This is a genomic window from Pseudomonas sp. NFR09 (assembly GCF_900111535.1).
Taxonomy (GTDB): domain Bacteria; phylum Pseudomonadota; class Gammaproteobacteria; order Pseudomonadales; family Pseudomonadaceae; genus Aquipseudomonas; species Aquipseudomonas extremorientalis.
Map to the genome: position 1 here is coordinate 644,365 of NZ_FOIH01000001.1, position 25,074 is coordinate 669,438.

At 60.2% G+C, this 25,074-nt stretch carries 25 protein-coding genes; 8 read left to right on the plus strand and 17 right to left on the minus strand.

What is annotated here, in order from left to right:
- Positions 1–66 precede the first annotated feature (66 nt).
- From rng to mreB, 5 genes are all read right to left on the minus strand, one after another.
- Positions 67–1,524, minus strand: a complete 1,458-nt coding sequence (gene rng, locus BMX59_RS02905) for a ribonuclease G (RefSeq protein ID WP_071491141.1) — start codon at positions 1,522–1,524, stop codon at positions 67–69.
- A 70-nt stretch (positions 1,525–1,594) separates the two neighbouring features.
- A complete protein-coding gene (locus BMX59_RS02910) occupies positions 1,595–2,191 on the minus strand; it encodes a Maf family protein (protein WP_071491140.1) in 597 nt (198 codons plus the stop codon).
- Between the two features lie 51 nt (positions 2,192–2,242).
- On the minus strand, positions 2,243–2,731 hold the full coding sequence (gene mreD, locus BMX59_RS02915) for a rod shape-determining protein MreD (protein WP_071491139.1): 489 nt from the start codon (positions 2,729–2,731) through the stop codon (positions 2,243–2,245).
- On the minus strand, positions 2,731–3,831 hold the full coding sequence (mreC, locus tag BMX59_RS02920) for a rod shape-determining protein MreC (protein WP_083351538.1): 1,101 nt from the start codon (positions 3,829–3,831) through the stop codon (positions 2,731–2,733). The genes mreD and mreC overlap by 1 nt, the downstream gene beginning before the upstream one ends.
- 140 nt (positions 3,832–3,971) lie before the next feature.
- On the minus strand, positions 3,972–5,009 hold the full coding sequence (gene mreB, locus BMX59_RS02925) for a rod shape-determining protein MreB (RefSeq protein ID WP_002555108.1): 1,038 nt from the start codon (positions 5,007–5,009) through the stop codon (positions 3,972–3,974).
- Between the two features lie 210 nt (positions 5,010–5,219).
- Between mreB and gatC the strand changes: the two genes are divergently transcribed.
- The 6 genes from gatC (at position 5,220) to BMX59_RS02955 (ending at position 10,446) form a co-directional block, all read left to right on the plus strand.
- The gene (gene gatC / locus BMX59_RS02930; RefSeq protein WP_071491137.1) at positions 5,220–5,507 is read left to right on the plus strand and encodes an Asp-tRNA(Asn)/Glu-tRNA(Gln) amidotransferase subunit GatC; all 288 of its coding nucleotides are present in this window, start codon (positions 5,220–5,222) and stop codon (positions 5,505–5,507) included.
- Positions 5,508–5,523: 16 nt separating this feature from the next.
- Positions 5,524–6,975 carry an Asp-tRNA(Asn)/Glu-tRNA(Gln) amidotransferase subunit GatA gene (gene gatA, locus BMX59_RS02935; protein ID WP_093119841.1) on the plus strand — a complete coding sequence of 484 codons (1,452 nt, stop codon included), beginning with the start codon at positions 5,524–5,526 and terminating at the stop codon, positions 6,973–6,975.
- Positions 6,976–6,985: 10 nt separating this feature from the next.
- Complete coding sequence (gene gatB, locus BMX59_RS02940; RefSeq protein ID WP_071491135.1) at positions 6,986–8,431, plus strand: Asp-tRNA(Asn)/Glu-tRNA(Gln) amidotransferase subunit GatB; 1,446 nt, start codon at positions 6,986–6,988, stop codon at positions 8,429–8,431.
- Positions 8,432–8,589: 158 nt separating this feature from the next.
- Complete coding sequence (locus BMX59_RS02945; RefSeq protein ID WP_058423011.1) at positions 8,590–8,961, plus strand: septal ring lytic transglycosylase RlpA family protein; 372 nt, start codon at positions 8,590–8,592, stop codon at positions 8,959–8,961.
- 58 nt (positions 8,962–9,019) lie between these two features.
- Complete coding sequence (locus BMX59_RS02950) at positions 9,020–10,066, plus strand: calcium/sodium antiporter (RefSeq protein ID WP_092240724.1); 1,047 nt, start codon at positions 9,020–9,022, stop codon at positions 10,064–10,066.
- The gene (locus tag BMX59_RS02955) at positions 10,063–10,446 is read left to right on the plus strand and encodes a carboxymuconolactone decarboxylase family protein (RefSeq protein ID WP_092240723.1); all 384 of its coding nucleotides are present in this window, start codon (positions 10,063–10,065) and stop codon (positions 10,444–10,446) included. The genes BMX59_RS02950 and BMX59_RS02955 overlap by 4 nt, the downstream gene beginning before the upstream one ends.
- 65 nt (positions 10,447–10,511) lie before the next feature.
- Here the strand turns inward: BMX59_RS02955 and BMX59_RS02960 are convergent, their stop codons facing one another.
- The 6 genes from BMX59_RS02960 to kdgD form a co-directional block, all read right to left on the minus strand.
- On the minus strand, positions 10,512–11,660 hold the full coding sequence (locus BMX59_RS02960) for an integrase core domain-containing protein (protein WP_093119847.1): 1,149 nt from the start codon (positions 11,658–11,660) through the stop codon (positions 10,512–10,514).
- Positions 11,661–11,833: 173 nt separating this feature from the next.
- Complete coding sequence (locus tag BMX59_RS02965; protein WP_093119850.1) at positions 11,834–12,775, minus strand: AEC family transporter; 942 nt, start codon at positions 12,773–12,775, stop codon at positions 11,834–11,836.
- A 163-nt stretch (positions 12,776–12,938) separates the two neighbouring features.
- The gene (gene garD / locus BMX59_RS02970) at positions 12,939–14,492 is read right to left on the minus strand and encodes a galactarate dehydratase (RefSeq protein ID WP_093119852.1); all 1,554 of its coding nucleotides are present in this window, start codon (positions 14,490–14,492) and stop codon (positions 12,939–12,941) included.
- Positions 14,493–14,503: 11 nt separating this feature from the next.
- Positions 14,504–15,868 carry an MFS transporter gene (locus BMX59_RS02975; protein WP_071491129.1) on the minus strand — a complete coding sequence of 455 codons (1,365 nt, stop codon included), beginning with the start codon at positions 15,866–15,868 and terminating at the stop codon, positions 14,504–14,506.
- A 98-nt stretch (positions 15,869–15,966) separates the two neighbouring features.
- Positions 15,967–17,412, minus strand: a complete 1,446-nt coding sequence (locus BMX59_RS02980) for an aldehyde dehydrogenase family protein (protein WP_093119855.1) — start codon at positions 17,410–17,412, stop codon at positions 15,967–15,969.
- A gap of 54 nt (positions 17,413–17,466) precedes the next feature.
- Entirely contained in the window at positions 17,467–18,378 is a 912-nt protein-coding gene (gene kdgD / locus BMX59_RS02985) for a 5-dehydro-4-deoxyglucarate dehydratase (RefSeq protein ID WP_092240718.1), read from the minus strand.
- A gap of 234 nt (positions 18,379–18,612) precedes the next feature.
- Between kdgD and BMX59_RS02990 the strand changes: the two genes are divergently transcribed.
- Together BMX59_RS02990 and BMX59_RS02995 are read left to right on the plus strand one after the other, a co-directional pair.
- Complete coding sequence (locus tag BMX59_RS02990; RefSeq protein ID WP_093119859.1) at positions 18,613–19,767, plus strand: phospholipase; 1,155 nt, start codon at positions 18,613–18,615, stop codon at positions 19,765–19,767.
- A 163-nt stretch (positions 19,768–19,930) separates the two neighbouring features.
- Positions 19,931–20,167, plus strand: a complete 237-nt coding sequence (locus BMX59_RS02995; RefSeq protein WP_093119861.1) for a hypothetical protein — start codon at positions 19,931–19,933, stop codon at positions 20,165–20,167.
- Here the strand turns inward: BMX59_RS02995 and BMX59_RS03000 are convergent, their stop codons facing one another.
- The 6 genes from BMX59_RS03000 to petA all read right to left on the minus strand — a co-directional run bounded on the left by BMX59_RS03000 (position 20,168) and on the right by petA (position 24,860).
- Positions 20,168–20,914, minus strand: coding sequence for a FadR/GntR family transcriptional regulator (locus BMX59_RS03000; protein ID WP_093119864.1), 747 nt, complete (start codon positions 20,912–20,914; stop codon positions 20,168–20,170). It lies immediately after the preceding gene.
- Between the two features lie 158 nt (positions 20,915–21,072).
- On the minus strand, positions 21,073–21,492 hold the full coding sequence (locus BMX59_RS03005; RefSeq protein ID WP_071491124.1) for a ClpXP protease specificity-enhancing factor: 420 nt from the start codon (positions 21,490–21,492) through the stop codon (positions 21,073–21,075).
- A 17-nt stretch (positions 21,493–21,509) separates the two neighbouring features.
- The gene (locus tag BMX59_RS03010) at positions 21,510–22,127 is read right to left on the minus strand and encodes a glutathione S-transferase N-terminal domain-containing protein (protein ID WP_049710008.1); all 618 of its coding nucleotides are present in this window, start codon (positions 22,125–22,127) and stop codon (positions 21,510–21,512) included.
- Between the two features lie 149 nt (positions 22,128–22,276).
- A complete protein-coding gene (locus BMX59_RS03015; RefSeq protein ID WP_071491123.1) occupies positions 22,277–23,056 on the minus strand; it encodes a cytochrome c1 in 780 nt (259 codons plus the stop codon).
- Positions 23,056–24,267, minus strand: a complete 1,212-nt coding sequence (locus tag BMX59_RS03020) for a cytochrome b (RefSeq protein ID WP_003171746.1) — start codon at positions 24,265–24,267, stop codon at positions 23,056–23,058. Before BMX59_RS03020 ends, BMX59_RS03015 begins: the two co-directional genes overlap by 1 nt.
- Positions 24,267–24,860, minus strand: a complete 594-nt coding sequence (gene petA / locus BMX59_RS03025) for a ubiquinol-cytochrome c reductase iron-sulfur subunit (protein ID WP_016976232.1) — start codon at positions 24,858–24,860, stop codon at positions 24,267–24,269. Before petA ends, BMX59_RS03020 begins: the two co-directional genes overlap by 1 nt.
- Positions 24,861–25,074: the final 214 nt, after the last annotated feature.

Sequence of the window (25,074 nt, forward strand, 5' to 3'; positions counted from 1 at the left end):
CCTCAAGGCAGTAGTCGGACGGCAGATCAAGGCCTGCCTGTCTCATAAAAGGAAAGCGAATGGGGATCAGAGCAGCACCACGTCGTATTGTTCCTGGGAATACATGGTTTCAACCTGGAAGCGTATCGTGCGCCCGATAAATCCCTCCAGCTCGGCAACGTTGCCGGACTCTTCGTCCAGCAGCCGGTCGACCACTTTCTGGTTGGCAAGCACTCTATAACCTTCGGCCTGGTAGGCACGCGCTTCACGCAGGATCTCGCGAAAAATCTCGTAGCAAACCGTTTCCGGGGTCTTCAACTTACCGCGCCCCTGGCAACTGCTGCACGGCTCGCACAGCACTTGCTCGAGGCTTTCTCGGGTGCGTTTGCGGGTCATCTGCACCAGGCCCAACTCGGTAATGCCGATAATGTTGGTCTTGGCGTGATCACGCTCCAGCTGTTTCTCGAGGGTCCGCAGCACCTGGCGCTGGTGCTCTTCGTCTTCCATGTCGATGAAGTCGATGATGATGATGCCACCCAGGTTGCGCAGACGCAGTTGGCGAGCAATCGCGGTAGCCGCTTCGAGGTTGGTCTTGAAGATGGTTTCTTCGAGGTTGCGATGGCCCACGAACGCACCGGTGTTGACGTCGATGGTGGTCATGGCTTCCGCCGGGTCCACCACCAGGTAGCCGCCGGACTTGAGCGGCACCTTGCGTTCCAGGGCTTTCTGGATTTCGTCTTCGACGCCATACAGGTCGAAGATCGGTCGCTCGCCGGGGTAGTGTTCCAGGCGGTCGGCAATTTCCGGCATCAGTTCGGCGACGAATTGCGTGGTGCGCTGGAAGGTTTCCCGCGAGTCGATGCGAATTTTCTCAATCTTCGGGCTGACCAGGTCGCGCAGTGTGCGCAGGGCCAGGCCCAGGTCTTCATAAATGACGCTGGGCGCACCGATGGTCTTGATCTGGGCGTCGATCTGGTCCCACAGACGCCGCAGGTAGCGGATGTCCATGAGGATTTCATCGGCGCCGGCGCCCTCGGCAGCGGTGCGCAGAATAAAGCCGCCCGCCTCCTTGATGCCTTCGGCGGCTACGCAATCGCTGACCACCTTCTTCAGGCGCTCACGCTCGGCTTCATCTTCGATCTTCAAGGAAATGCCGACATGCGCCGTACGCGGCATGTACACCAGGTAACGCGACGGGATCGACAACTGCGTGGTCAGCCGCGCGCCCTTGGAACCGATGGGGTCCTTGGTGACTTGCACCACCAGGCTCTGCCCTTCGTGCACCAGCGCACTGATGCTTTCCACGGCCGGGCCTTCGCGCAGGGAAATTTCCGAGGCATGGATAAATGCCGCACGGTCCAGGCCGATATCGACGAATGCCGCTTGCATCCCCGGCAGTACACGCACCACCTTGCCTTTGTAGATATTGCCGACGATCCCGCGCTTCTGGGTGCGCTCAACATGGACTTCTTGCAGAACACCGTTCTCTACCACCGCCACGCGCGATTCCATCGGCGTGATATTGATCAGAATCTCTTCACTCATGGCTGGGTCTCGTTCAGGCGTTTTCACAATAGTGACCGATCGCTAAAGGCTGGGCGCTGGAGAACGGCGATCAGCGCGCGGTAAGATTTTGCCAACAGGGTATGCCGAATTGATGGAGCAGTTGTGCGGTTTCGCACACCGGCAGGCCGACGACCGCCGAATAACTGCCATTGAGCCCGGCTGCAAACACCGAGCCCAGGCCTTGGATAGCATAGCCGCCCGCCTTGTCCTGGGGTTCGCCACTGTGCCAGTAGGTTGTAGCCTCCTCGACAGAAATGTCGCGAAAACGTACACGACTGCTTACACAAATACACTCGCAGCGCTGGCCGTCGGTGAGGGCAATGGCGGTGAGCACCTCGTGCTCACGCCCCGACAAGGCCATCAACATCGCCAAGGCGTCGGCCTGGTCAACGGGCTTACCGAGGATCTGACCATCAACGATCACAGCCGTATCAGCCCCCAGCACACAGGCGCCAGACGTATTTGAGAGCACAGCAAAACCCGCCGCAGCCTTACCGCGCGCCAGGCGCTCGACGTAGGAAACGGCGGATTCATTTGTAAGAGGGGTTTCATCAATAGCGGCGCTGACCACGGTGAAGGGCACACCGATCTGGGTCAACAGTTCACGCCGCCTCGGAGAGCCCGAGGCCAGGTAAAGCGAATTCATTGCAGACTCTCCCTGTAGGGCTCGATAACCAGGCAGAGCCTCGCAATCCATTCAATTGATTTTGTAGCGACGACGCAACCCACGCAGACCGAAGCTGACCCATGGCCACAGCAACGCACTGACCAGGGCCGGCAGCACCAACGCAAGGGTGGGCTGGCGGTTACCGGTCAAGGCACTGAGCCACAGCTGAACCAGTTGTGCCAGGCCGAAGATCACCAGGATCACCAGGCACTGTTGCCACATCGGGAACATGCGCAAACGCTGCTGCAACGACAGCACCAGGAAAGTGATCAACGTCAGGATCAACGCGTTCTGGCCCAGCAAGGTGCCATAGAGCACATCTTCCGCCAAGCCCAGGAACATTGCCGTGACCATGCCGACTTTGTGCGGCAGGTTCAGCGCCCAGAACGCCAGCAGCAACGCCAGCCAGAGCGGGCGCAGGATTTCCATGAACTGTGGCAGCGGCGAAACGCTGAGCAACAGGCCGATGGCAAAGGTCAGCCAGACGATCCAACCGTTACGCGAATGAGTACCGGCCATTATTCTTCCCTCTGCCGCGTGGTGGTCGCAGCGGCCGCTGGAGGCTTGGCTGCAGGCGTGGCGGCCGGTGGCTTGGTCGCCGCCGGTTTGGCCGGGCGAGCGTTGTGGGCGGCCGGCTTGACCGGCGTGGCCACAGGCGCGGCCGGGGCAGCGGCGGGTGCGGGCGGCCCCACGAATGCAGGCTTGGGCACCGTCGCAGGAACGATCGGCGCGATGCCGTTTCGCTTATCTTCTGCTTCCTGGGCCTGGGCGGCGTCGTTGGCGCGCTCTTCCGGGGTGCGGTTGTCGCTGAATACCAGCAGCAGGTAGCGGCTGCGGTTCAGGGCTGCAGTCGGCACGGCACGCACAATGGCAAATGGCTGGCCGGAATCGTGGATCACTTCCTTGACCGTCGCCACCGGGTAGCCGGCCGGGAAACGCTGACCGAGGCCGGAACTGACCAGCAGGTCGCCTTCCTTGATGTCGGCAGTGTCGGCCACATGACGCAACTCCAGGCGCTCGGGGTTGCCGGTACCGCTGGCAATCGCGCGCAGGCCGTTGCGGTTTACCTGCACCGGGATGCTGTGGGTAGTGTCCGTCAGCAACAACACCCGCGAGGTGTAAGGCATCAGCTCGACCACCTGGCCCATCAGGCCACGGGCGTCGAGCACCGGCTGGCCGAGGACCACACCGTCGCGCTCACCCTTGTTGATGATGATGCGATGGGTGAAGGGGTTGGGGTCCATGCCGATCAACTCGGCCACTTCGACCTTTTCATTGACCAGTGCGGAAGAATTGAGCAACTCGCGCAGCCGAACGTTCTGCTCGGTGAGGGCCGCCAGCTTCTGCATGCGCCCCTGCAACAGCAGGTTTTCGGTCTTGAGTTTTTCGTTCTCGGCGACGAGCTCGGTGCGGCTGCCGAACTGGCTGGCCACGCCCTGGAACAGACGTTGCGGCAGGTCGGTGATCCAGTAGGTCTGCATCAACACCAGCGACATCTGGCTGCGCACGGGTTTGAGCAGTGCAAAGCGGGCATCGACCACCATCAGCGCGACCGAAAGCACGACCAGCACCAACAGGCGCACGCCCAATGAGGGGCCTTTGGCGAAAAGCGGTTTAATAAGCCGCTCCTCCCAGGCAAATGTTCTCTTTATTCATACGGCATCTAACCGGCCTGGATGCAGATTGAAGAAGATAAACGCCAACAGGCAGCACTGCAAAGTGCTGCCTGCGGGCGAAACATGGGCTCATCAGCAAAGGCTTATTCGCTGGAAAGCAGGTCCATGGTGTGTTTATCCATCATTTCCAGTGCACGACCACCACCGCGAGCAACACAGGTCAGCGGGTCTTCGGCGACGATCACCGGCAGGCCGGTTTCCTGGGCCAGCAGCTTGTCGAGGTCACGCAGCAAGGCGCCACCACCGGTCAGCACCAGGCCACGCTCGGCGATGTCGGAAGCCAGTTCCGGCGGCGATTGCTCCAGGGCACTCTTCACGGCCTGAACGATGGTCGCCAGGGACTCCTGCAGAGCCTCCAGCACTTCATTGGAGTTCAGGGTGAAGGCACGTGGCACGCCTTCGGCCAGGTTGCGACCGCGCACGTCGACTTCGCGTACTTCGCCGCCTGGGTAGGCGGTGCCGATTTCCTGCTTGATGCGCTCTGCGGTGGATTCGCCGATCAGGCTGCCGTAGTTACGGCGCACATAAGTGATGATCGCTTCGTCGAAGCGGTCGCCGCCTACACGAACGGACTCGGCATACACCACACCGTTCAGGGAAATCAGGGCGATTTCAGTGGTACCACCACCGATATCCACCACCATCGAACCGCGCGCTTCTTCAACCGGCAGGCCGGCACCGATCGCAGCAGCCATTGGCTCTTCGATCAGGAACACTTCACGGGCACCGGCACCGAGGGCCGATTCACGGATGGCACGACGCTCAACCTGGGTGGACTTGCATGGAACACAGATCAGCACACGAGGGCTGGGCTGCAGGAAACTGTTTTCGTGAACCTTGTTGATGAAGTACTGCAGCATCTTCTCGCAGACACTGAAGTCGGCGATCACGCCGTCTTTCATCGGACGAATGGCAGCAATATTGCCTGGTGTACGGCCGAGCATGCGCTTGGCCTCGGTGCCGACGGCAACGACACTTTTCTGATTACCATGGGTCCGAATGGCCACAACCGATGGCTCATTCAGGACAATACCGCGCTCGCGCACGTAAATAAGGGTGTTGGCAGTGCCCAGGTCAATGGAAAGATCGCTGGAAAACATGCCACGCAGTTTCTTGAACATGGGAAAGGGACCCTAGGCAACGCGTGGGTAAAAAAGTGCGGCAAACTCTAACAACGACAGGGATTTTGGGCAAGGCGCCAATGTGCTAAATTGGCCGACTTTCTGTGCACCTAACCCCACAATCGCGGCCGTAAGACCGTAGAAATGCGGTAGTGTTCCGACAATCTAACACACGGACAGCCTCCGTTCTGTTTTCCACTGGAGATTCCCATGACGCTTGAACGCTCCGACGTGGAAAAAATCGCTCATTTGGCCTGCCTGGGCCTCAATGAAGTCGATCTTCCACAGACCACCGCCGCCCTGAACAGCATTCTCGGGCTGGTCGACCAAATGCAGGCCGTGAATACCGACGGCATCGAGCCCCTGGCTCACCCACTGGAAGCCAGCCAGCGCCTGCGCGCTGACGTCGTGACCGAGAGTAATAATCGCGAGGCCTACCAGTCCATCGCGCCAGCGGTCGAAAACGGCCTGTACCTGGTTCCGAAAGTCATCGACTAAAGGGAAAGAGCCTGCAATGCATCACATGACTCTGGCCGAGATCGCCCGCGGTCTCGCCGACAAAAAGTTTTCTTCCGAAGAGCTGACCAAGACCCTGCTGGCGCGTATCGCCGAGCACGACCCGAAGGTCAACAGCTTCATCAGCCTCACCGAAGAGCTGGCCTTGAGCCAGGCCAAGGCCGCCGACGCACGTCGCGCCAACGGTGAAAATGGCCCACTGCTGGGCGCGCCGATTGCCCACAAAGACCTGTTCTGCACCCAGGGCATTCGCACCAGCTGCGGCTCGAAGATGCTCGACAACTTTAAAGCCCCCTACGACGCCACCGTGGTGTCCAAGCTGGCTGCCGCCGGGGCCGTGACCCTGGGCAAGACCAACATGGACGAATTCGCCATGGGTTCGGCCAACGAGTCGAGCTACTACGGCGCGGTGAAAAACCCGTGGAACCTGGAGCACGTGCCCGGCGGTTCGTCCGGTGGTTCGGCTGCAGCCGTCGCCGCGCGCTTCCTGCCGGCCGCCACGGCCACCGACACCGGTGGTTCGATCCGCCAGCCTGCCGCGTTCACCAACCTCACCGGCCTGAAGCCGACCTACGGTCGCGTTTCCCGCTGGGGCATGATCGCCTACGCGTCCAGCCTCGATCAGGGCGGCCCCCTGGCTCGCACCGCCGAAGACTGCGCGATATTGTTACAAGGCATGGCCGGTTTCGATAAACAGGACTCCACCAGCATCGATGAGCCCGTGCCGGACTACAGCGCCAGCCTGAACACCTCGCTCAAGGGCCTGCGCATCGGCGTGCCGAAGGAATACTTCAGCGCCGGCCTCGACCCGCGCATCGCCGAGCTGGTGCACAACAGCGTCAAGACGCTGGAAGGCCTCGGCGCGGTGATCAAGGAGATCAGCCTGCCGAACAACCAGCACGCGATTCCTGCGTACTACGTGATCGCGCCGGCAGAGGCCTCCTCCAACCTGTCGCGTTTCGACGGCGTACGCTTCGGCTACCGCTGCGAAAACCCGAAAGACCTCACCGACCTGTACAAACGTTCCCGTGGCGAAGGCTTCGGCGCCGAAGTGCAGCGCCGCATCATGGTCGGCGCCTACGCCCTGTCGGCCGGTTACTACGACGCGTACTACCTGAAGGCGCAGAAAATCCGTCGCCTGGTGAAGAACGACTTCATGGCCGCCTTTGAACAAGTCGACGTGATCCTCGGCCCAACCACGCCGAACCCGGCCTGGAAACTCGGCGCCAAGAACGGCGACCCGGTGGCTGCGTACCTCGAAGACCTGTACACCATCACCGCCAACCTCGCGGGCCTGCCGGGCTTGTCCATGCCCGCCGGTTTCGTCGATGGCCTGCCGGTCGGTGTGCAATTGCTCGCCCCGTATTTCCAGGAAGGCCGCCTGCTCAATGTGGCGCACCAGTACCAGTTGAACACTGACTGGCACACTCGCACCCCTACCGGCTTCTGAGGAGAACACTATGCAATGGGAAGTCGTGATCGGGCTGGAGATTCATACCCAGCTCGCCACCCAATCGAAGATTTTCTCCGGTAGCGCCACCACGTTCGGCTCCGAGCCCAACACCCAGGCCAGCCTGGTCGACCTGGGCATGCCCGGCGTGCTGCCGGTGTTGAACCAGGAAGCGGTGCGCATGGCGGTGATGTTCGGCCTGGCGATTGACGCCGAAATCGGCCAGCACAACGTGTTCGCGCGCAAGAACTACTTCTACCCGGACCTGCCCAAGGGCTACCAGATCAGCCAGATGGAATTGCCGATCGTCGGCAAGGGCCACCTGGACATCCCGCTGGAAGACGGCACCATCAAGCGCGTCGGCGTGACCCGTGCGCACCTGGAAGAAGACGCCGGCAAGAGCCTGCACGAAGAATTCCCCGGCGCGACCGGTATCGACCTGAACCGTGCCGGTACGCCGCTGCTGGAAATCGTGTCCGAGCCGGACATGCGCAGCGCCAAGGAAGCCGTGGCCTACGTCAAGACCATCCACGCGTTGGTGCGCTACCTGGGCATCTGCGACGGCAACATGGCCGAAGGCTCGCTGCGTTGCGACTGCAACGTGTCGATCCGTCCAAAGGGCCAGGTTGAGTTTGGCACTCGCTGCGAGATCAAGAACGTCAACTCGTTCCGCTTCATCGAGAAAGCGATCAACAGCGAAGTGCGTCGCCAGATCGAGCTGATCGAAGACGGCGGCAAGGTCATCCAGCAAACTCGCCTGTACGACCCGAACAAAGACGAAACCCGCGCTATGCGCAGCAAAGAGGAAGCCAACGACTACCGTTACTTCCCCGATCCGGACCTGTTGCCGGTGGTGCTGGAGGACTCGTTCCTCAACGAGATCCGCGCCACCCTGCCGGAACTGCCGCAGCAGAAACGCGAGCGCTTCCAGGAACAGTTCGGTCTGTCGGTCTACGATGCGAGCGTCCTGGCGTCCAGCCGCGAGCAAGCCAACTACTTCGAAAAAGTCGTGAACATTGCTGGTGACGCCAAGCTGGCGGCCAACTGGGTGATGGTTGAGCTGGGCAGCCTGTTGAACAAGCAGGGCCTGGAAATCGACGAGGCCCCGGTCAGCGCCGAGCAACTGGGCGGCATGCTGCTGCGCATCAAGGACAACACCATCTCCGGCAAAATCGCCAAGACCGTGTTCGAAGCCATGGCCGGCGGCGAAGGCAGCGCCGACGAGATCATCGAGAAGCGCGGCCTCAAGCAAGTCACCGACAGCGGCGCGATCTCGGCCGTGCTGGATGAAATGCTCGCGGCCAACGCCGAGCAGGTCGAACAATACCGTGCGGCAGACGAAGCCAAGCGCGGCAAGATGTTCGGCTTCTTTGTGGGCCAGGCGATGAAAGCCTCCAAAGGCAAGGCCAACCCGCAACAGGTGAACGAATTGCTGAAAAGCAAACTCGAAGGCTGACAGCGGTGAAGAGACCGAGTGAGACCTCATGCTCAACTCGGCCTACTGTGGGAGGGGGCTTGCCCCCGATGAGGGTGTATCAGCGAGCAATTCTATTGACTGACGCGCCGCTATCGGGGCAAGCCCCCTCCCGCATTCAATAGGGGGATAACCTGAAAATGAAGCGTCTACTCGGCCTCCTGGCCCTGTTCTCCCTGTTGGCCGGCTGCGCCAGCGGCCTCATCGACCCCAACGGCTACGACGAAACCGGCACCGCGTCCTACTACGGCGCCAAACACCACGGCAAGAAAACTGCCAGCGGTGAACCCTTCAACCAGAACGCCCTGACCGCCGCCCACCGGCGCCTGCCCTTCGGCACGCAGGTCAAGGTCACCAATCTCGACAACGACCGATCCGTGGTTGTCCGCATCAATGATCGCGGCCCGCATACCCGCGGGCGGTTGATCGATCTTTCACGCAAGGCCGCCGAACAGCTGGGTATGATCGGCAGCGGTACGGCGCGAGTTCGCGTGCAAGCCCTGAGCAATTGAAAACGGAGCCCTGGCCATTTTCGGATTAACCGCCCTCTCGCCCTGGAGCCTGCTGGAATTGGTCAGCGGCCTGGTGCTGCTGATCCTCGGTGCCGAAATCCTGGTGCGTGCCGCCGTGCGCCTGGCCGCCAGCCTCAAGGTGCGGCCACTGATCATCGGCCTGACCATCGTCGCCTTCGGCAGCAGCGCACCGCAAATGACCGTCAGCCTGCAAGCCACCCTGGCCGGCAATACCGATATCGCCGTGGGCAGCGTGATCGGCAGCAGCATCTTCAACATCCTGGTGACCCTGGGCCTGTCGGCGCTGATTATTCCGCTGCGGGTCTCACGCCAGTTGGTGCGCCTGGACATCCCCGTGATGATCCTGGCCGGGCTGCTGGTGTTCACCCTGGCGGCCAACGAAGAACTCACGCCCATCGACGGCCTGGTGCTGCTTGTTGCCCTGCTCGCTTACCTCGGCGTATTGCACTACCAGACGCGCCACTCCCGCCGCCCGCGCACTCTGGACACGGTGGCCAGGGCACCCTGGCTGAGCAGCGTGCTGCTGATGATCGGTGGTTTTCTGATCCTGGTGCTGGCCGGACATTTGCTGTTGGGCGCGGCGGTGGATGTGGCGAGCGACCTGGGCCTGTCGGAACGTGTGATCGGGCTGACCCTGATCGGTGTCGGCACCTCCCTGCCCTGCCTGGCGACGTCACTGATCGCCGCCTTGCGCGGCGAGCGGGACATTGCCGTGGGTAACGTGATCGGCAGCAACCTGTTCAACCTGCTCGGCGTGTTGGGCCTGACCGCCCTGCTCGCCCCGTCTCCGCTGTCGGTGTCGCCCAATGCCCTGGATTTCGACCTGCCGGTGATGCTCGGCGTGGTGGTGCTGTGCCTGCCGGTGTTCTACACCGGTTACCGCGTGACCCGCGCCGAAGGCCTGGTACTGCTGGGCCTGTATCTGGCGTACGGGCTGCACGTGATGGCGTTCACCACGGGCATGCCCCTGGCCAACAAGCTTGAACAACTGATGCTGTATTACGTCCTGCCAGTGCTGGTGGCTTTCCTGTTGTTCAGCACGCTGCAAGCCTGGCGCCGCCAACACAAGAGGGAACCGCAATGACCGATCAGAAGAAGCCCGGGGTACAAATGCGCCGCCAGGTCATGGGCGATGCGTTCGTCGACCGCGCCCTGGGCAATGCCACCGAGTTCAGCCAGCCGTTGCAGGATTTCGTCAACGAACATGCCTGGGGCAGCGTATGGAACCGCGAAGGGTTGCCGCTGAAGACCCGCAGCCTGATCACCCTCGCCGCCCTGACCGCGCTCAAGTGCCCGCAGGAATTGAAGGGCCACGTGCGCGGCGCACTGAACAACGGTTGTACCGTGGAAGAGATTCGCGAAGCGCTGCTGCATTGTGCGGTGTATGCCGGTGTGCCGGCGGCGATTGATGCGTTCCGTGCCGCCCAGGAAGTGATCGACGCGTATCAGACCGATCAGCAGTGACGGTCAGATAGCTATCGGGGTGTAGAACCGTAGACATCGTTTACATCTGAAACCGGGGACATCGTTTACACATTTGAGGCTTGGACGCGGGTCATACCTCGTCCAAGCCTCCCCAAGGGATAATCACACAGGTACAAATCCCAGACATCATCCTCAGCTTCTTTAAGACCTATCCTTTCTCCGGATAGGGCCTCGCTGACAAATACCAACTTGCCGTTCCACTTGATCGATCCATCCTGCCTGACGCTTCGCACCCGCATTTCTGCCGGATACTCCACATCGGGCAGGCACCCTGGGTACAGTCGGGTAGATGGCACGTACACATCTCCCGGACGTTTCATACCAAGCGCTTCATGAGGGCGTACGTAATTGAACTCATGCCGGAAATGCTCCAGCAAAAGCTGCTGCTCGACCAAGTTGCTCCCTAGCGGTAGCTCAAGTTTCAGGCTGCGATGCATTCGTTCGTGTCGACCATTCTGGGCAGGTCTTCCCGGCATGGTTCGCTCGGGATAGATACCTAAACGGATCCACCAAACGGCCAGTGTGGATATCCTCGCCAGGCCAGGAGAGGCGAAAGGGACTCCGTTGTCAGAGCGAATGACTTCCGGCATGCCGTAATCCTGAAAAAGCCGCTCAAAGGTTTGTTTTACAGGCTGGGTCATGATTTTAGGATGAGCCCTGCACGCCAGAATCAAACGGGATGCATGGTCTGTAACAGTCAGCGGGAAGCAAAGCTGGGCGTTGAGCATCTTGAATTGCCCTTTGTAGTCCACGCACCAGGTTTTGTTGGGATCATTGGCCTCTCGCATTTCAATATGGGAGGTACCGTGCCGACGCTTGAACCGCCGTTTGCTGACCAGCCCCAGTCGGTCAAGCCATTGGCCGGCTGTACTGGGAGACGGCCAATCGATAGAGGGATCTTCAATTCGCAATAGCTCAATGAGCTTCTTTGGCCCCCATTTATCGTGGGCTTCCTTCATGGCTACTACGCGAGCCAGGATCTTATCGTCGGTCTTGTTGGGGCTGTTGTGGGGTCGCCGGGAAAGCTCGGACAACGACTTTAAATCGCCATCATGCCGAGAAATCCATTTGTCTACGGTAGGTCGACTGACACCGAAGCGGCGGGCCAGCTGGCTTTTCGTGAAGTTACCCGAAAGCCAGTCAGCAACCAGCTTGATTCGTTGGTTCATGGGGGACTCTTGGTTCCAGGGCATGATCAGTTACCTCCTGATCATGCGTATTAACCTGTAAACCATGTCCCCGGTTAGAAATGTAAACGATGTCCCCGGTTTGTACCGGGGCAAGCCCCCTCCCACTTTGACTGTGCTCTCCCGTCCAATGTGGGAGGGGGCTTGCCCCCGATTGGCCCTCACAGGCACCCGAGCGTTCAGATCCAACCACCCGCCTGCAACACAAAGATCCCGATATTCGTGGTCACCGCCGCCATCAAGGTGGTGATCACGATAATCGCTGCCGCCAGTTCATGGTTGCCCTCGGCCGCCCTGGCCATCACGAAGCTCGCCGCGGCGGTCGGTGCGCCGAAGTACAGGAACAGAATCCCCAACTCCGCCCCGCGAAAGCCCAGCAGCCAGGCGCCCAGGGTGGCGACCACCGGCAGCCAGACCATCTTCATCAGGCTTGCGCTCAATGCCATGTTGCCGCTCTTGCGCAAAGCCGCCAGTGACAAGGTGCCGCCGATGCAGATCAATGCCAGCGGCAAGGTAGTGTCCGCCAGGTACTGCATGGATTTTTCCAGCCAACCGGGCAGGCCGATCTGGAAATAGGCGAACGGCGCCGCCGCGATCACGCTGATGATCAACGGATTGGCCAGTACACTCTTGCAGATGCTCCACGGGTCGGACTTGATCACCGGGCTGTACACCGCCAGCACGATGGTCGACAGCGTGTTGTAGAACAGGATCACCAGCGCTGCGAGGATCGCGCCGAGGGAGATGCCGTAGTCACCGTACATGCTGGCGGCCAGCGCCAGGCCAATCACGCCGTTATTACCGCGAAACGCCCCCTGGGTGTAGATGCCCCGGTCTTCACGCGGGCAACGTAAGATCGCCCAGCCCCAGACCAGGGCAAAGCTGAGCAAGGTGGCGACGGCAAAATAGATCAGCAAGCCCGGCTTGAGTGCCGAATGCAGGTCGGCATGCAGGATGCCGAGGAACAGCAGCGCCGGCATGGTGACGTTGAACACCAGGGACGAGGCCGTGTGGATGAAGTTGTCGTTGATCCAGTTGATGCGCTTGAGCAGCACACCGAGGAACAGCATGGCAAACACCGGCGCGGTGATGGTGAGGGTGGAGAGGAAAATTGCCAGCATGCCGGGGAGAACCTTGGTGAGCGTCGTTAGGTGGCTAATGATAAGCCAGTGTAGGCCGCTTCGTCTGGTCTACCGCTATCGGGGCAAGCCCCCTCCCACCTCTGACGGTGCTCACCGTTCAAAATGTGGGAGGGGGCTTGCCCCCGATGCAGGCGACTCGGTCTCAGGTAATAGGCGCCGGGTTAAACAAGGTGATGTCGTTATGCAGCTTGTGGTGTTCCGCCCATGTCTGCTTCTTGCCGCTGGCCACATCCAGGTAGAAGTGAAACAGCTCCCAGCCCAACTCCTCGATAGTCGCACGCCCGGTGGCAATGCGCCCGGCGTCGATATCGATCAGGTCCGGCCAGCGCTGCGCCAGCTCAGTACGCGTCGACACCTTCACCACCGGCGCCATCGCCAGGCCGTACGGCGTGCCACGCCCGGTGGTGAATACGTGCAGGTTCATCCCCGCCGCCAGTTGCAAGGTGCCACACACAAAGTCACTGGCCGGCGTTGCGCAAAAGATCAGGCCCTTGCCCTTGAAACGCTCACCCGGACCAAGCACACCGTTGATCGCGCTGCTGCCGGACTTGACGATGGAACCCAGGGACTTCTCGACGATGTTCGACAACCCGCCCTTCTTGTTGCCCGGCGTGGTGTTGGCACTGCGATCCGCCTCGCCCTTGGCCAGGTAACGGTCGTACCAATCCATTTCCCGGACCAGCTCCTGGGCAACTTCCTTCGTCTCTGCACGCGAAGTCAGCAAGTAGATGGCATCCCGTACTTCAGTGACCTCGGAAAACATCACCGTCGCCCCGGCCCGCAGCAGCAAGTCCGAGGCATAGCCCAGCGCCGGGTTGGCGGTGATGCCAGAGAACGCATCACTGCCGCCGCACTGCATGCCCAGGATCAGCTCGGACGCCGGCACCGTTTCGCGACGGCGCTGGTCAAGCTTCTTCAAGCGCACCTCCGCCAGCTCCATGATCTGCTCGATCATCTCGGTAAACCCGTGGCTGGAGTCCTGCAGGCGATACAGCCAGGGCTCACTCAGGTCCACCGAGCTGTCGTTGTCGTGCATCACCTGCCCGGCCTGCAATTTCTCGCAGCCCAGGCTGATCACCAGGGCCTCGCCCCCCAGGTTCGGGTTGCGCGCCAGATTGCGCACGGTGCGGATCGGGATGTAGGCGTCCGTGGCGGTAATCGCCACGCCACAGCCGTAGCTGTGGGTCAGCGCCACCACGTCATCGACATGCGGGTACCTGGGCAGCAATTCATCCTTGATGCGCTTGACCGCATGGTCCAGCACGCCCGTGACGCACTGCACCGTGGTGGTAATGCCGAGAATATTGCGCGTACCCACGGTGCCGTCGGCGTTGCGATACCCCTCGAAGGTAAAGCCCTCCAGTGGCGCCTGGGTTTCAGGCACCTCGGTGGACAGCGGCAAGCTGTCCAGCGGCGGCGCGGTGGGCATGCGCAGTTGATCTTCCTGCACCCAACTGCCGCGTGGAATCGGCGCCAGGGCGTAACCGATGGTCTGGCCGTAGCGAATGATCTGGCCACCTTCGGGGATATCTTCCAGGGTCACTTTGTGGCTCTGGGGGATGAAATCCACGGTCACCAGGCCGTCCGGAAACTCGGTCCCGGCCGGGACGCCCTGGTCATTGACCACGATCACCACGTTGTCGCGCTCGTGCAAACGAATCGAGCGCGGCGAGTCGGCATGTTCAATCAACTGCATTACATCGCCCCTCAGGAATGCGCTTCGGTTAGGTGGGTCAACTCAGGCCCCTTGGTGGGCGGCTCTTTGAGTACTACACGCTTGATCGGCCCAACGATGACCAGATAGCTGAACACCGCTACCAGTGCGTTGGCGCCGACGAACACCAGGGCCCATTTGAACGAACCGGTGGTGCTGATGATGTAGCCGATGACAATCGGCGTGGTGATCGACGCGAGGTTACCGAAGGTGTTGAACAAGCCGCCACTGAGGCCGGCGATTTGTTTCGGCGAGGTGTCGGACACCACCGCCCAACCCAGTGCGCCAACGCCCTTGCCGAAGAAGGCCAAGGCCATGAAACCGACCACCATCCATTCGATATCCACGTAGTTGCACGCCACGATGCTGCTGGAGATCAGCAGGCCACCAATGATTGGCGCCTTGCGCGCGAAGGTCAGGGAATGGCCCTTGCGCAGCAGGTAATCGGAAATTACCCCACCGAGCACGCCACCGATAAACCCGCAGATTGCCGGCAACGAGGCGATGAAACCGGCCTTGAGGATGGTCATGCCCCGGTCCTGCACCAGGTACACCGGGAACCAGGTGAGGAAGAAATAGGTGATGCCGTTGATGCAGTACTGGCCCAGGTAGACGCCGAGCATCATGCGGTTGGTCAGCAACTGGCGGATGTAATCCCACTTCGGCCCGTCGGTTTTCTTGCCCTTGCCTTTGTCCTGGTCCATATCGACCATGGCGCCGTTGGCCGCGATATGGTTGAACTCGGCTTCGTTGATCATCGGGTGCTGGCGCGGGCTGTGGATCACTTTCAGCCAGATCAGCGAGAAAATGATGCCGATCACGCCCATCACGATAAACACGTGCTGCCAGCCGAAGCGGTAGACAATCCAGCCCATCAGCGGCGCAAACAGCACGGTGGCAAAGTATTGCGCCGAGTTGAAAATCGCCGATGCCGTACCGCGCTCGGCGGTAGGGAACCAGGCGGCCACAATCCGAGCGTTGCCGGGAAAGGACGGCGCTTCGGCCAGGCCCACCATGAAGCGCAGCATGAACAGCGCAACCACGGCGGTGGAGACCCCGAATTCACCGACATAGCCTTGCAGCACGGTGAACAGGGACCAGGTGAAGATGCTCAGGGCATAGACTTTTTTCGAGCCGAACCGGTCCAGCAGCCAGCCACCGGGGATTTGCCCGGCCACGTAGGCCCAACCGAATGCAGAGAAGATATAACCGAGGGTGACCGCGTCGATGCCGAGGTCTTTTTGCAGGCTGGAACCCGCGATGGCGATGGTGGCCCGGTCGGCGTAGTTGATCGTGGTCACCAGGAACAGCATGAGCAGGATCAAATAGCGGACGTGGGTCGGCTTGGTCGCTTGCATGTAGAAGTACTCCCACTAATTATTTTTTTTGCGGGTAATGGTTTTCTGTTTTTCGTGTGGGAGCCGGCAGGCATCCGGCTCCCACAAGGTGATGCGTCTTACGAACCGATGTAACTGGTCTTCACCACGGTGTAGAACTCTTGCGCATAGCGACCTTGCTCACGCGAACCATAGGATGAGCCCTTACGGCCACCGAAAGGAACGTGGTAATCCACACCGGCAGTCGGCAGGTTGACCATCACCATCCCGGCCTGGGAATGGCGCTTGAAGTGGTTGGCGTATTTGAGCGAGGTGGTGGCAATGCCCGCCGACAGCCCGAACTCGGTGTCGTTGGCCATGGCCAGCGCCGCTTCGTAGTCCGCCACGCGCACCACGTTGGCCACCGGGCCGAAGATCTCTTCACGGCTGATGCGCATCGCAGCTTCGCTGTCGGCAAACAGCGTCGGTGCCAGGTAGTAGCCTTCAGTGTCGCAGGTCACCAGGCCGCCACCGCTCACCAGCCGTGCACCTTCGCTCTGGCCGATGTCGATGTACTTGAGGTCCTGGTCCAACTGGGCCTGGGACACCACCGGGCCGATGTCCGTGCCGCTCTTGAGTGCATGGCCGACCTTGATCGACTTCATGCGCTCCGCCATGGCCGCGACGAACTGGTCGTGGATGCCGGCGGTCACGATCAGGCGGCTGGAAGCGGTGCAACGCTGGCCGGTGGAGTAGAACGCGCTCTGTACCGACAGCTCGACGGCCTGCTTGAGGTCGGCGTCGTCGAGGATGATCTGCGGATTTTTGCCGCCCATCTCCAACTGCACTTTGGCCTGGCGCGAGACGCAACTGACGGCGATCTGGCGCCCAACCCCCACAGAACCGGTGAAACTGATGCCATCGACCTTCGGGCTGTTGACCAGCACATCGCCCACCACGCGACCGCTGCCCATCACCAGGTTGAATACACCGGCGGGGAAACCGGCACGGGAAATGATTTCGGTCAGGGCCCAGGCACAGCCCGGCACCAACTCGGCGGGCTTGATCACCACGCAGTTACCGTAGGCCAGGGCCGGGGCGATCTTCCACGCGGGGATGGCGATCGGGAAGTTCCACGGCGTGATCAGGCCGACCACCCCCAGGGCTTCACGGGTGACTTCAACGTTGACGCCTGGGCGTACCGACGGCACGTAGTCGCCGGACAGGCGCAGGCATTCGCCGGCGAAGAATTTGAAGATGTTGCCGGCGCGGGTCACTTCGCCGATGGCTTCGGGCAGGGTCTTGCCCTCTTCACGGGCCAGCAGGGTGCCGAGCTCTTCGCGGCGGGCGAGGATCTCGCTGCCGACTTTATCCAAGGCATCGTGACGCGCCTGGATCCCGGACGTAGACCAGGCTGGGAATGCGGCACGGGCGGCATCAATGGCAGTGTTGACCTGAGCGACATCCGCCTTGGCATATTCGCCAATGACATCGGACAACTCCGACGGGTTGAGGTTGACGCAATAGTCGGCACCGGCCACCCACTGGCCATTGATGTAGTTATCGAAACGTTGGGCTTGGGACACAAATCTTCTCCTGACGCAAAAGGCCGCTGATTGCTCAGCGGCCTTGTAGATAGGTTATTGCGCGCCTTGCTTGTCGATCAGCGCGGCCAGGGCTTCGTATTCTTCCGGCAGCAAGTCGGTCAGCGGCGTGCGCACCGGGCCTGCGTCGTAGCCGGCGATTTTTGCACCTGCCTTGACGATGCTTACCGCGTAACCGGCCTTGCGGTTACGGATATCCAGGTACGGCAGGAAGAAGTCGTCGATGATCCTGGCGACGGTGGCGTGATCGTCCTTGGCAATCGCGTGGTAGAAATCCATCGCGGTTTTCGGGATGAAGTTGAACACCGCCGAGGAGTACACCGGCACGCCCAGGGCCTTGTAGGCAGCGGCGTAAACCTCTGCCGTCGGCAGGCCGCCGAGGTAGCTGAAACGGTCACCCAGGCGACGGCGGATCGACACCATCAACTCGATGTCACCCAGGCCATCCTTGTAGCCGATCAGGTTCGGGCAGCGCTCGGCCAGGCGTTCCAGCAGCGGCGCAGTCAGGCGGCACACGTTGCGGTTGTAGACCACCACGCCGATCTTGACCGACTTGCACACCGCTTCAACGTGGGCGGCAACGCCGTCCTGGCTGGCTTCGGTGAGGTAGTGCGGCAGCAGCAGCAGCCCCTTGGCACCGAGGCGTTCGGCTTCCTGGGCGTACTCGATGGCCTGGCGGGTCGAACCGCCGACGCCGGCGAGGATCGGCACGCTGGTGGCGCAGGTATCAACGGCGGTTTTCACCACCTGGGAATATTCGCTGGCGGCGAGGGAGAAAAACTCACCGGTGCCGCCGGCAGCGAACAAGGCAGTGGCGCCGTAAGGGGCGAGCCATTCCAGGCGCTTGATGTAGCCCGCCTGGTGGAAGTCACCCTGGGCGTTGAAATCGGTCACCGGGAAAGACAGCAGACCGTGGGAGAGGATGGACTTCAGTTCTTGTGGATTCATTATTCGAACACCCTGGGCGAAGACTTTCTATCGAAAGGTTGTTGTTGGTTTTGGTGATGTCGTACGTCATCGTACAACTATAAAAAGATTCGTCAACTGCAATTGATCAGACTTCATTCAACGAGGGGTTGAAGAGCGCCGTCTTGACGTAGGAAGTTTTTCCTCTATGCTCGCAACAACTGTATATGTATACAGCCATTACGGAAGATTCCTACGACATAGCAAGGAGCTAACATGTCAGGTCTTGATCTCGCAGTATCCGAAAAGAAACCACCTGTCCTGCGTTTCGAAGGGGGTGAACACACCGCCATCGGCGACGACACCTTGCTGCGCTTCGCCAAGGACGCCCCGGCAATTCCCGCCCGCCAAGTCGAGTTGCACCTGCCCAACGGGCTGGCGTTGACTTACGGCCAGGTCATTGCCTTGGGCGGCGACTTTTATGGCATCCCCGGCCAACCCATCAGCGATGGCACCTCCCCGGCCGAACGCGTGCAACGCTTTACCGCTGCTTTCAACACGCTCGCCGTGCTGCCCGCTTCACGGGAAGAAGCGCACAAGATCCTCGCGGTGATGCAAAAGGAGATCAACGCGGTCAAACAGGCGATCAAGGATGGCAAGCAAGCCCATGAAGCCTACGACGCCTTAGGTGATACGTTGTCTGAGGAATGGAACCGCATCACCGGCGGTGGCAGCGCGGTGTCGGCGCTGATTCCACTGGGGCGCTATTTGAAGTTGGCGGCGGACAATGCCGATCACTTCGGCGAATGGGCGCTGTCCGCGTACCTGGCAGGGCATACGGCGGCGTTGCAACAAGCCGTCGTGGCCCACCAGACCGAAACCGACCAGGCGCTGGAACTGGCCTATGCAATGAACAGTTTTGCCGATCATTTTTTGACCGATCTGTTCTCCGCAGGCCACTTGCGTGTACCGCGCAAACAATTGGCAGCGGTGGTGACACCCGGTGAACTTGGTTCGCTGATCAGCCGCTTCATGCACGATGAAGACAGCAAATTCGGGCTGAAAGTGCGCAATGCCCTGGGCGATCAATGGCACGCGTACGGGGATAAACGCTACTTCGATGATATCGATGCGGACAACCGGCTGCAGGTCAAACGTGCGGTGCAAGCCTCAGCCGATGAGATCTTCGAGACGTTTATCAGTGGTGCCGCACCCTCCCCGGCCAACTTCAAGGCACCGCTGTATGTGCCCGACCTGAATGCGGCACAGAACCCGGCGAACAACTTTTCGCCGCTGTTCAAGATGGAGGGAGACAAGGTGCTGCGCCGCAAGGATGTGAATGACTTGAACGACAAGCACTGGACGAATGATTGGTGGGGGTGGAGTACGTATTTGTTGCTTAAGGACTATAAGCCCAACACGCCAGCTTGATCACCGCCGCCTGTCGCAACTGTGATTTCTGACAGTTACGCCCAAGTCGGCAAAAACTCATAAATAGCCTCAAGAGCCCCAGGGTGGATTCTTGGGGCTTTTTAATGCAACCCGCTTGCTCGTGCATTTAACGTTTTTATCTCCCTCACGCCATGAGGTTCATATGCGTATCTACTGCCATATCCGATCAACATCCTCAGGTCGCGCCAACAAACCCAATTATTTCGAGCTGGAAAGGGAGGCTCAGGTAGGCGATTTTGTCTATTTCAAGCTGGCGGACTTGTGGGTGGTTATAACAGCCAAATACATTTTCATGGCTGAGGGGGGCGGAGACAGCATTATCGTGCTCGATGCCCTGGCCACTGTTCCGCCAACGACCATTCGCCCACCGGCGGCTTGATCAACCTGCCCGTTCTGCCTCTTCATGGGCATGGCGCAGCCGCTCACGGCTGTTGGTCAAATGCAAGCGCATCGCCGCCCGCGCCGCATCCGAATCCTGGCGGGCAATCGCCTCATAGATCTCTTCGTGTTCGCGGCTCAAACGGCTCATGTAGTGCTGCTGGTCATCATGGGCCAGGCGCGCTGAATTCAGGCGGGTGCGCGGAATGATGCTGGTACCGAGGTGCGTCATGATGTCGGTGAAGTAGCGGTTGCCGGTGGACAGCGCGATTTCCAGGTGGAAGGCAAAGTCGGAGGCCACCGCATCGCCTGCGTGGGCCGCGCTTTCATTCAGGGCATCGAGCGCAGCGCGCATGGCGGCCAGTTGTTCGTCGCTGCGACGTAGAGCTGCAAGACCGGCGGACTCCACTTCCAGGCTGATACGCAGCTCAAGAATCGCCAGCACATCACGCAATGTCACCACAGTGGCCGGGTCGATGCGAAAGCCGCTCGGGCTCGGCGTGTCCAGCACAAAGGTGCCGATACCATGACGGGTTTCCACCTGTCCCGCCGCCTGCAGACGTGAGATAGCCTCCCGCACCACCGTGCGGCTGACCCCATGGGCCTCCATGATCGCCGACTCGGTGGGCAACTTGTCACCCCGCTTGAGCTGGCCATCGCGGATCTGCTCGGACAACACCGTGACCAATTCCTGGGCAAGGCTGCGGCGCTTGCGGGGAAGACGAGGGGCGGTGTTGGCGTTTTCCATGATGAATCATCTTTCTCGGTGAACTTGAGCACGCATCATAGCCCATGGTGGTTGTACGATCACCGTCCGGGCGCGACTTTCATCCACATCCTTCACGCAAAAAAATGCCCCGACACAGGTCGAGGCATTTTTTCGACAAACCCCGAGGGGAACGCCGTTTATTTCACCACTTTCAGGCTCGGCCGGCCGCTGGGACGCGGTGGCTCGGAATCCGGTGGCGGTTGATCATCGCCCTGTTCGCTTTCGATCGATTCGTCGTCCTCGAAAGGCGACTCCAGATCGAACACCATGCCTTGACCATTCTCCCGGGCATAGATGCCGAGGATGGCGCCAATCGGCACGTACAGCGTATGCGGCACGCCGCCGAAACGCCCTTCGAAGCTGACCGCTTCGTTGTCCATGTGCAGGTGGCGCACGGCACTGGGTGATACGTTCAGCACAATCTGCCCGTCGCTGGCAAAACCCTGCGGTACCTGAACCGCAGGAAATTCGGAATTGACCAGCATGTGCGGGGTGCAATCGTTGTCCACAATCCACTCATAGAGCGCGCGGACCAGGTAGGGTCGACTGGAGTTCATCAGCGGCTCCTTAAGCCTTAGCGCATATCGCGTTCGACACCAGACAGACTCGCCTGGAAAGCCTCACGCGCAAACTGGCGCTCCATGTAATCAAGCAGCGGCTTGGCTGGCCGCGGCAGTTCAATACCAAGAATCGGCAAACGCCAGAGTATCGGTAATAGGCAGCAATCCACCAAACTTTGTTCCTCACTGAGGAAAAAAGGCTTATCGGCGAACAGCGGCGAAACGCCGGTCAGGCTTTCGCGCAATTCCTTACGCGCCTGTACACGTGCCGCCTCTTTGCTGCGGGTATCCAGAATCAAATCCACCAGCCCGCACCAGTCACGCTGGATCCGGTGGATCAGCAGGCGGCTGTTGGCACGCGCCACCGGGTACACCGGCAGCAAGGGTGGATGCGGGTAACGCTCATCCAGGTATTCCATCACGACGGTCGACTCCCACAACGCCAGGTCACGATCGACCAGGGTGGGCAAGCTGCCGTAGGGGTTCACTTCGATCAGTTTGGGTGGATGACGACCTGCTTCCACACTGATGATCTCGGCGCTGACACCCTTCTCTGCGAGCACGATGCGTACTCGGTGGGAATAGTGGTCGGCGGGGTCGGAGTAACAGGCCAACCGGTTGGTCACGCCCATGGCGGTCCTCCTCGCTTGTTGAAATTATCGAAAGCTCAAAAACGAGCGCGCCCAGAGAGCATCTCTGTAACGCCTGGAACAACCAGACCGCTACGTATTCAGAGATGCCGCTGGGCGCGCAAGATTAACAGCAATTGCTTACGGTTGGATCAATGCACATCCTTCCAGTATTCGCGTTTGAGCAGATAGGCGAATACGAAGAAGAACGCCAGGTACAGCAACACATAGGTACCGATGCGCTGATGCTGCAGTTTGACCGGGTTGGCCGAGTAGGCCAGGAAGGTCACAAGGTTCTTGACCTTCTCGTCGAACTGCTCGTCTGTCAACGAACCTGGGGTTTCTATCTTCAGTTGATCGCACGCTTCATGGGTCAAAGGTGTGCCGGTCAACGGATCGTATTGCTTCTTGCCGTCTTCAACGACCTGAATCTGCTTGCATCCTACCACTTGCTTGCCTTGCAGGCCGACCAGAACGTTAGGCATGCCGACGTTCGGGAACACACGGTTGTTCACGCCATAAGGGCGCGCCGGGTCTTCGTAGAAGGATTTCAGGTAGCCGTAGAGCCAGTCGGTGCCGCGTACACGTGCCACCAGGGTCAGGTCGGGCGGTGCCGCGCCGAACCAGGTCTTGGCGTCGGCGGGCTTCATGCCGATGGTCATGTGGTCGCCGATCTTGGCGCCGGTGAACACCAGTTTCTCCAGCATCATTTCATGGGGGATACCGAGGTCATCGGCCACCCGCTCGTAACGCTGGAACTTGGCGCTGTGGCAGCCCATGCAGTAGTTGGCGAACGTACGCGCGCCGTCTTGCATGGCGGCCTTGTCAGACACGTCGATATCGACTTTTTCCAGCGCCGGGCCACCGTGCTCGGCGGCGAAGGACAGGAGCGGCAGCGCCGCAAGCATCAAAGCAACGAATAACTTTTTCATCAGCCAGTCACCCTTTCCGGAACCGGTTTGGTCTTCTCGAGCCGGGTGTAGAACGGCATCAGAATGAAGTAGGCGAAGTACAGGAAGGTGCAGACCTGCGACAGCAACGTACGCTCAGGGGTTGGCGCCAATACGCCGAGAACACCCAGGATGACGAAGGCAATGCAGAACACCCACAGCCAGATCTTGCTCAGCCAGCCCTTGTAGCGCATGGACTTGACCGGGCTACGGTCGAGCCAAGGCAACACGAACAGCACCGCGATGGCCGCGCCCATGGCGATCACGCCCATGAGTTTGTCGGGGATCGCGCGCAAGATCGCGTAGAACGGCGTGAAGTACCAGACCGGAGCAATGTGCTCGGGCGTCTTGAAGGCGTTGGCCTGTTCGAAGTTAGGCTTCTCCAGGAAATAACCGCCCATCTCCGGGAAAAAGAACACGATCGAGCAGAACACGAACAGGAACACCACCACACCGACAATGTCTTTCACGGTGTAGTAAGGGTGGAACGGAATGCCATCCAGCGGGATGCCGTTTTCGTCCTTGTGCTTCTTGATGTCCACGCCATCCGGGTTGTTGGAGCCGACCTCGTGCAACGCCAGGATGTGCAGCACCACCAGGCCCAGGATCACGATCGGCAGGGCCACAACGTGCAGGGCGAAGAAGCGGTTCAGGGTAATGCCGGAGATCAGGTAATCGCCCCGGATCCACTGGGTCAGGTCGTTGCCGATCACCGGGATCGCACCGAACAGCGAGATGATTACCTGGGCGCCCCAATACGACATCTGGCCCCACGGCAACAGGTAACCCATGAAGGCTTCGGCCATCAACGCGAGGTAGATCAGCATGCCGAACACCCACACCAGCTCACGCGGCTTCTGGTACGAGCCGTAGAGCAGGCCACGGAACATGTGCAGGTAGACGACGATAAAGAATGCCGACGCGCCGGTGGAGTGCAGCAGACGCAGGATCGAGCCGTACTCGACGTCACGCATGATGTACTCGACCGAGGCGAACGCCTCTTCCGCCGACGGCGTGTAGCTCATCGTCAGCCACACACCGGTGACGATCTGGTTGACCAGCACCAGCAGGGCCAGGGAGCCGAAGAAATAGAAGAAGTTGAAGTTTTTCGGCGCGTAATATTTGCTGAGATGGTCTTCCCACATTTTAGTGGCGGGGAAGCGCGCATCCACCCAATCCATGAACTTGCTCATCACGCGTTCTCCTTATCGAGGCCAATGACAATGAGGTCGTCAGTTTCGTAGGTGTGCGGAGGAACCGGCAGGTTCAGGGGAGCAGGCTGGGATTTATAGACGCGGCCAGCGAGGTCGTAGTGGGAGCCGTGGCAGGGGCAGAAATAACCGCCGACCCAATCCTTGCCCAGGTCGACAGGGGCCACTTCCGGGCGGAAGGTTGGCGAACAACCCAGGTGGGTACACAGACCGACCAGCAGCAGGATCTCTGGCTTGATCGAACGCACTTCGTTTTTGGCGTAGGCGGGCTGGTCGGACTTCTCGGATTTGGGGTCAGACAACTGGCCTTCGATCTTCTTGAGATTCCCCAGGATTTCCTCGGTACGACGAACAATGAACACCGGCTGGCCGCGCCACTCAGCAATCATCTGCTGACCTGGCTCGATCTTGCTGATATTCACCTTCACCGGTGCACCTGCGGCTTTCGCCTTGGCACTGGGAAACCATGACCCCACGAACGGGACCGCAGCCCCCACCGCTCCTGCAGCACCCACCACGGATGTGGCTGCTACCAAGAAGCGACGCCGGCCTGCATTCACGCCGTCATTGCTCATTCAGTCCTCTCCCATCAGCTTTTTGGCCTGTTAAATCAGGCGTCTACTAAGTGTTGAATCTTTACTTATAAAAATTTTGCCGAATGGTAATGAAAAGCCCCACGTCTGACAAGGGAATTGCCCGGGGCTCCGCCTCCAGGCCTTGTAGTATAGGGGGTCTACGGATGTGGCAAGTTGTCACGGCGATTTTTCTGCATAAATCGCAGGCAATAAA

Bases quoted from the DNA above. Each gene is read 5' to 3' on its own strand.
- BMX59_RS03000 (WP_093119864.1), bottom strand. From the start codon at position 20,914: ATGGAAAACGCCAACACCGCCCCTCGTCTTCCCCGCAAGCGCCGCAGC.
- gatB (WP_071491135.1), top strand. From the start codon at position 6,986: ATGCAATGGGAAGTCGTGATCGGGCTGGAGATTCATACCCAGCTCGCC.
- BMX59_RS03010 (WP_049710008.1), bottom strand. From the start codon at position 22,127: ATGGGCGTGACCAACCGGTTGGCCTGTTACTCCGACCCCGCCGACCAC.
- BMX59_RS02910 (WP_071491140.1), bottom strand. From the start codon at position 2,191: ATGAATTCGCTTTACCTGGCCTCGGGCTCTCCGAGGCGGCGTGAACTG.
- garD (WP_093119852.1), bottom strand. From the start codon at position 14,492: ATGCAGTTGATTGAACATGCCGACTCGCCGCGCTCGATTCGTTTGCAC.
- mreD (WP_071491139.1), bottom strand. From the start codon at position 2,731: ATGGCCGGTACTCATTCGCGTAACGGTTGGATCGTCTGGCTGACCTTT.
- petA (WP_016976232.1), bottom strand. From the start codon at position 24,860: ATGAGCAATGACGGCGTGAATGCAGGCCGGCGTCGCTTCTTGGTAGCA.
- mreB (WP_002555108.1), bottom strand. From the start codon at position 5,009: ATGTTCAAGAAACTGCGTGGCATGTTTTCCAGCGATCTTTCCATTGAC.
- BMX59_RS02965 (WP_093119850.1), bottom strand. From the start codon at position 12,775: ATGCTGGCAATTTTCCTCTCCACCCTCACCATCACCGCGCCGGTGTTT.
- BMX59_RS03005 (WP_071491124.1), bottom strand. From the start codon at position 21,492: ATGAACTCCAGTCGACCCTACCTGGTCCGCGCGCTCTATGAGTGGATT.
- BMX59_RS02955 (WP_092240723.1), top strand. From the start codon at position 10,063: ATGACCGATCAGAAGAAGCCCGGGGTACAAATGCGCCGCCAGGTCATG.
- rng (WP_071491141.1), bottom strand. From the start codon at position 1,524: ATGAGTGAAGAGATTCTGATCAATATCACGCCGATGGAATCGCGCGTG.
- BMX59_RS02960 (WP_093119847.1), bottom strand. From the start codon at position 11,660: ATGCCCTGGAACCAAGAGTCCCCCATGAACCAACGAATCAAGCTGGTT.
- gatA (WP_093119841.1), top strand. From the start codon at position 5,524: ATGCATCACATGACTCTGGCCGAGATCGCCCGCGGTCTCGCCGACAAA.
- BMX59_RS02975 (WP_071491129.1), bottom strand. From the start codon at position 15,868: ATGCAAGCGACCAAGCCGACCCACGTCCGCTATTTGATCCTGCTCATG.
- BMX59_RS02990 (WP_093119859.1), top strand. From the start codon at position 18,613: ATGTCAGGTCTTGATCTCGCAGTATCCGAAAAGAAACCACCTGTCCTG.
- BMX59_RS02945 (WP_058423011.1), top strand. From the start codon at position 8,590: ATGAAGCGTCTACTCGGCCTCCTGGCCCTGTTCTCCCTGTTGGCCGGC.
- kdgD (WP_092240718.1), bottom strand. From the start codon at position 18,378: ATGAATCCACAAGAACTGAAGTCCATCCTCTCCCACGGTCTGCTGTCT.
- gatC (WP_071491137.1), top strand. From the start codon at position 5,220: ATGACGCTTGAACGCTCCGACGTGGAAAAAATCGCTCATTTGGCCTGC.
- BMX59_RS02995 (WP_093119861.1), top strand. From the start codon at position 19,931: ATGCGTATCTACTGCCATATCCGATCAACATCCTCAGGTCGCGCCAAC.
- BMX59_RS03015 (WP_071491123.1), bottom strand. From the start codon at position 23,056: ATGAAAAAGTTATTCGTTGCTTTGATGCTTGCGGCGCTGCCGCTCCTG.
- BMX59_RS03020 (WP_003171746.1), bottom strand. From the start codon at position 24,267: ATGAGCAAGTTCATGGATTGGGTGGATGCGCGCTTCCCCGCCACTAAA.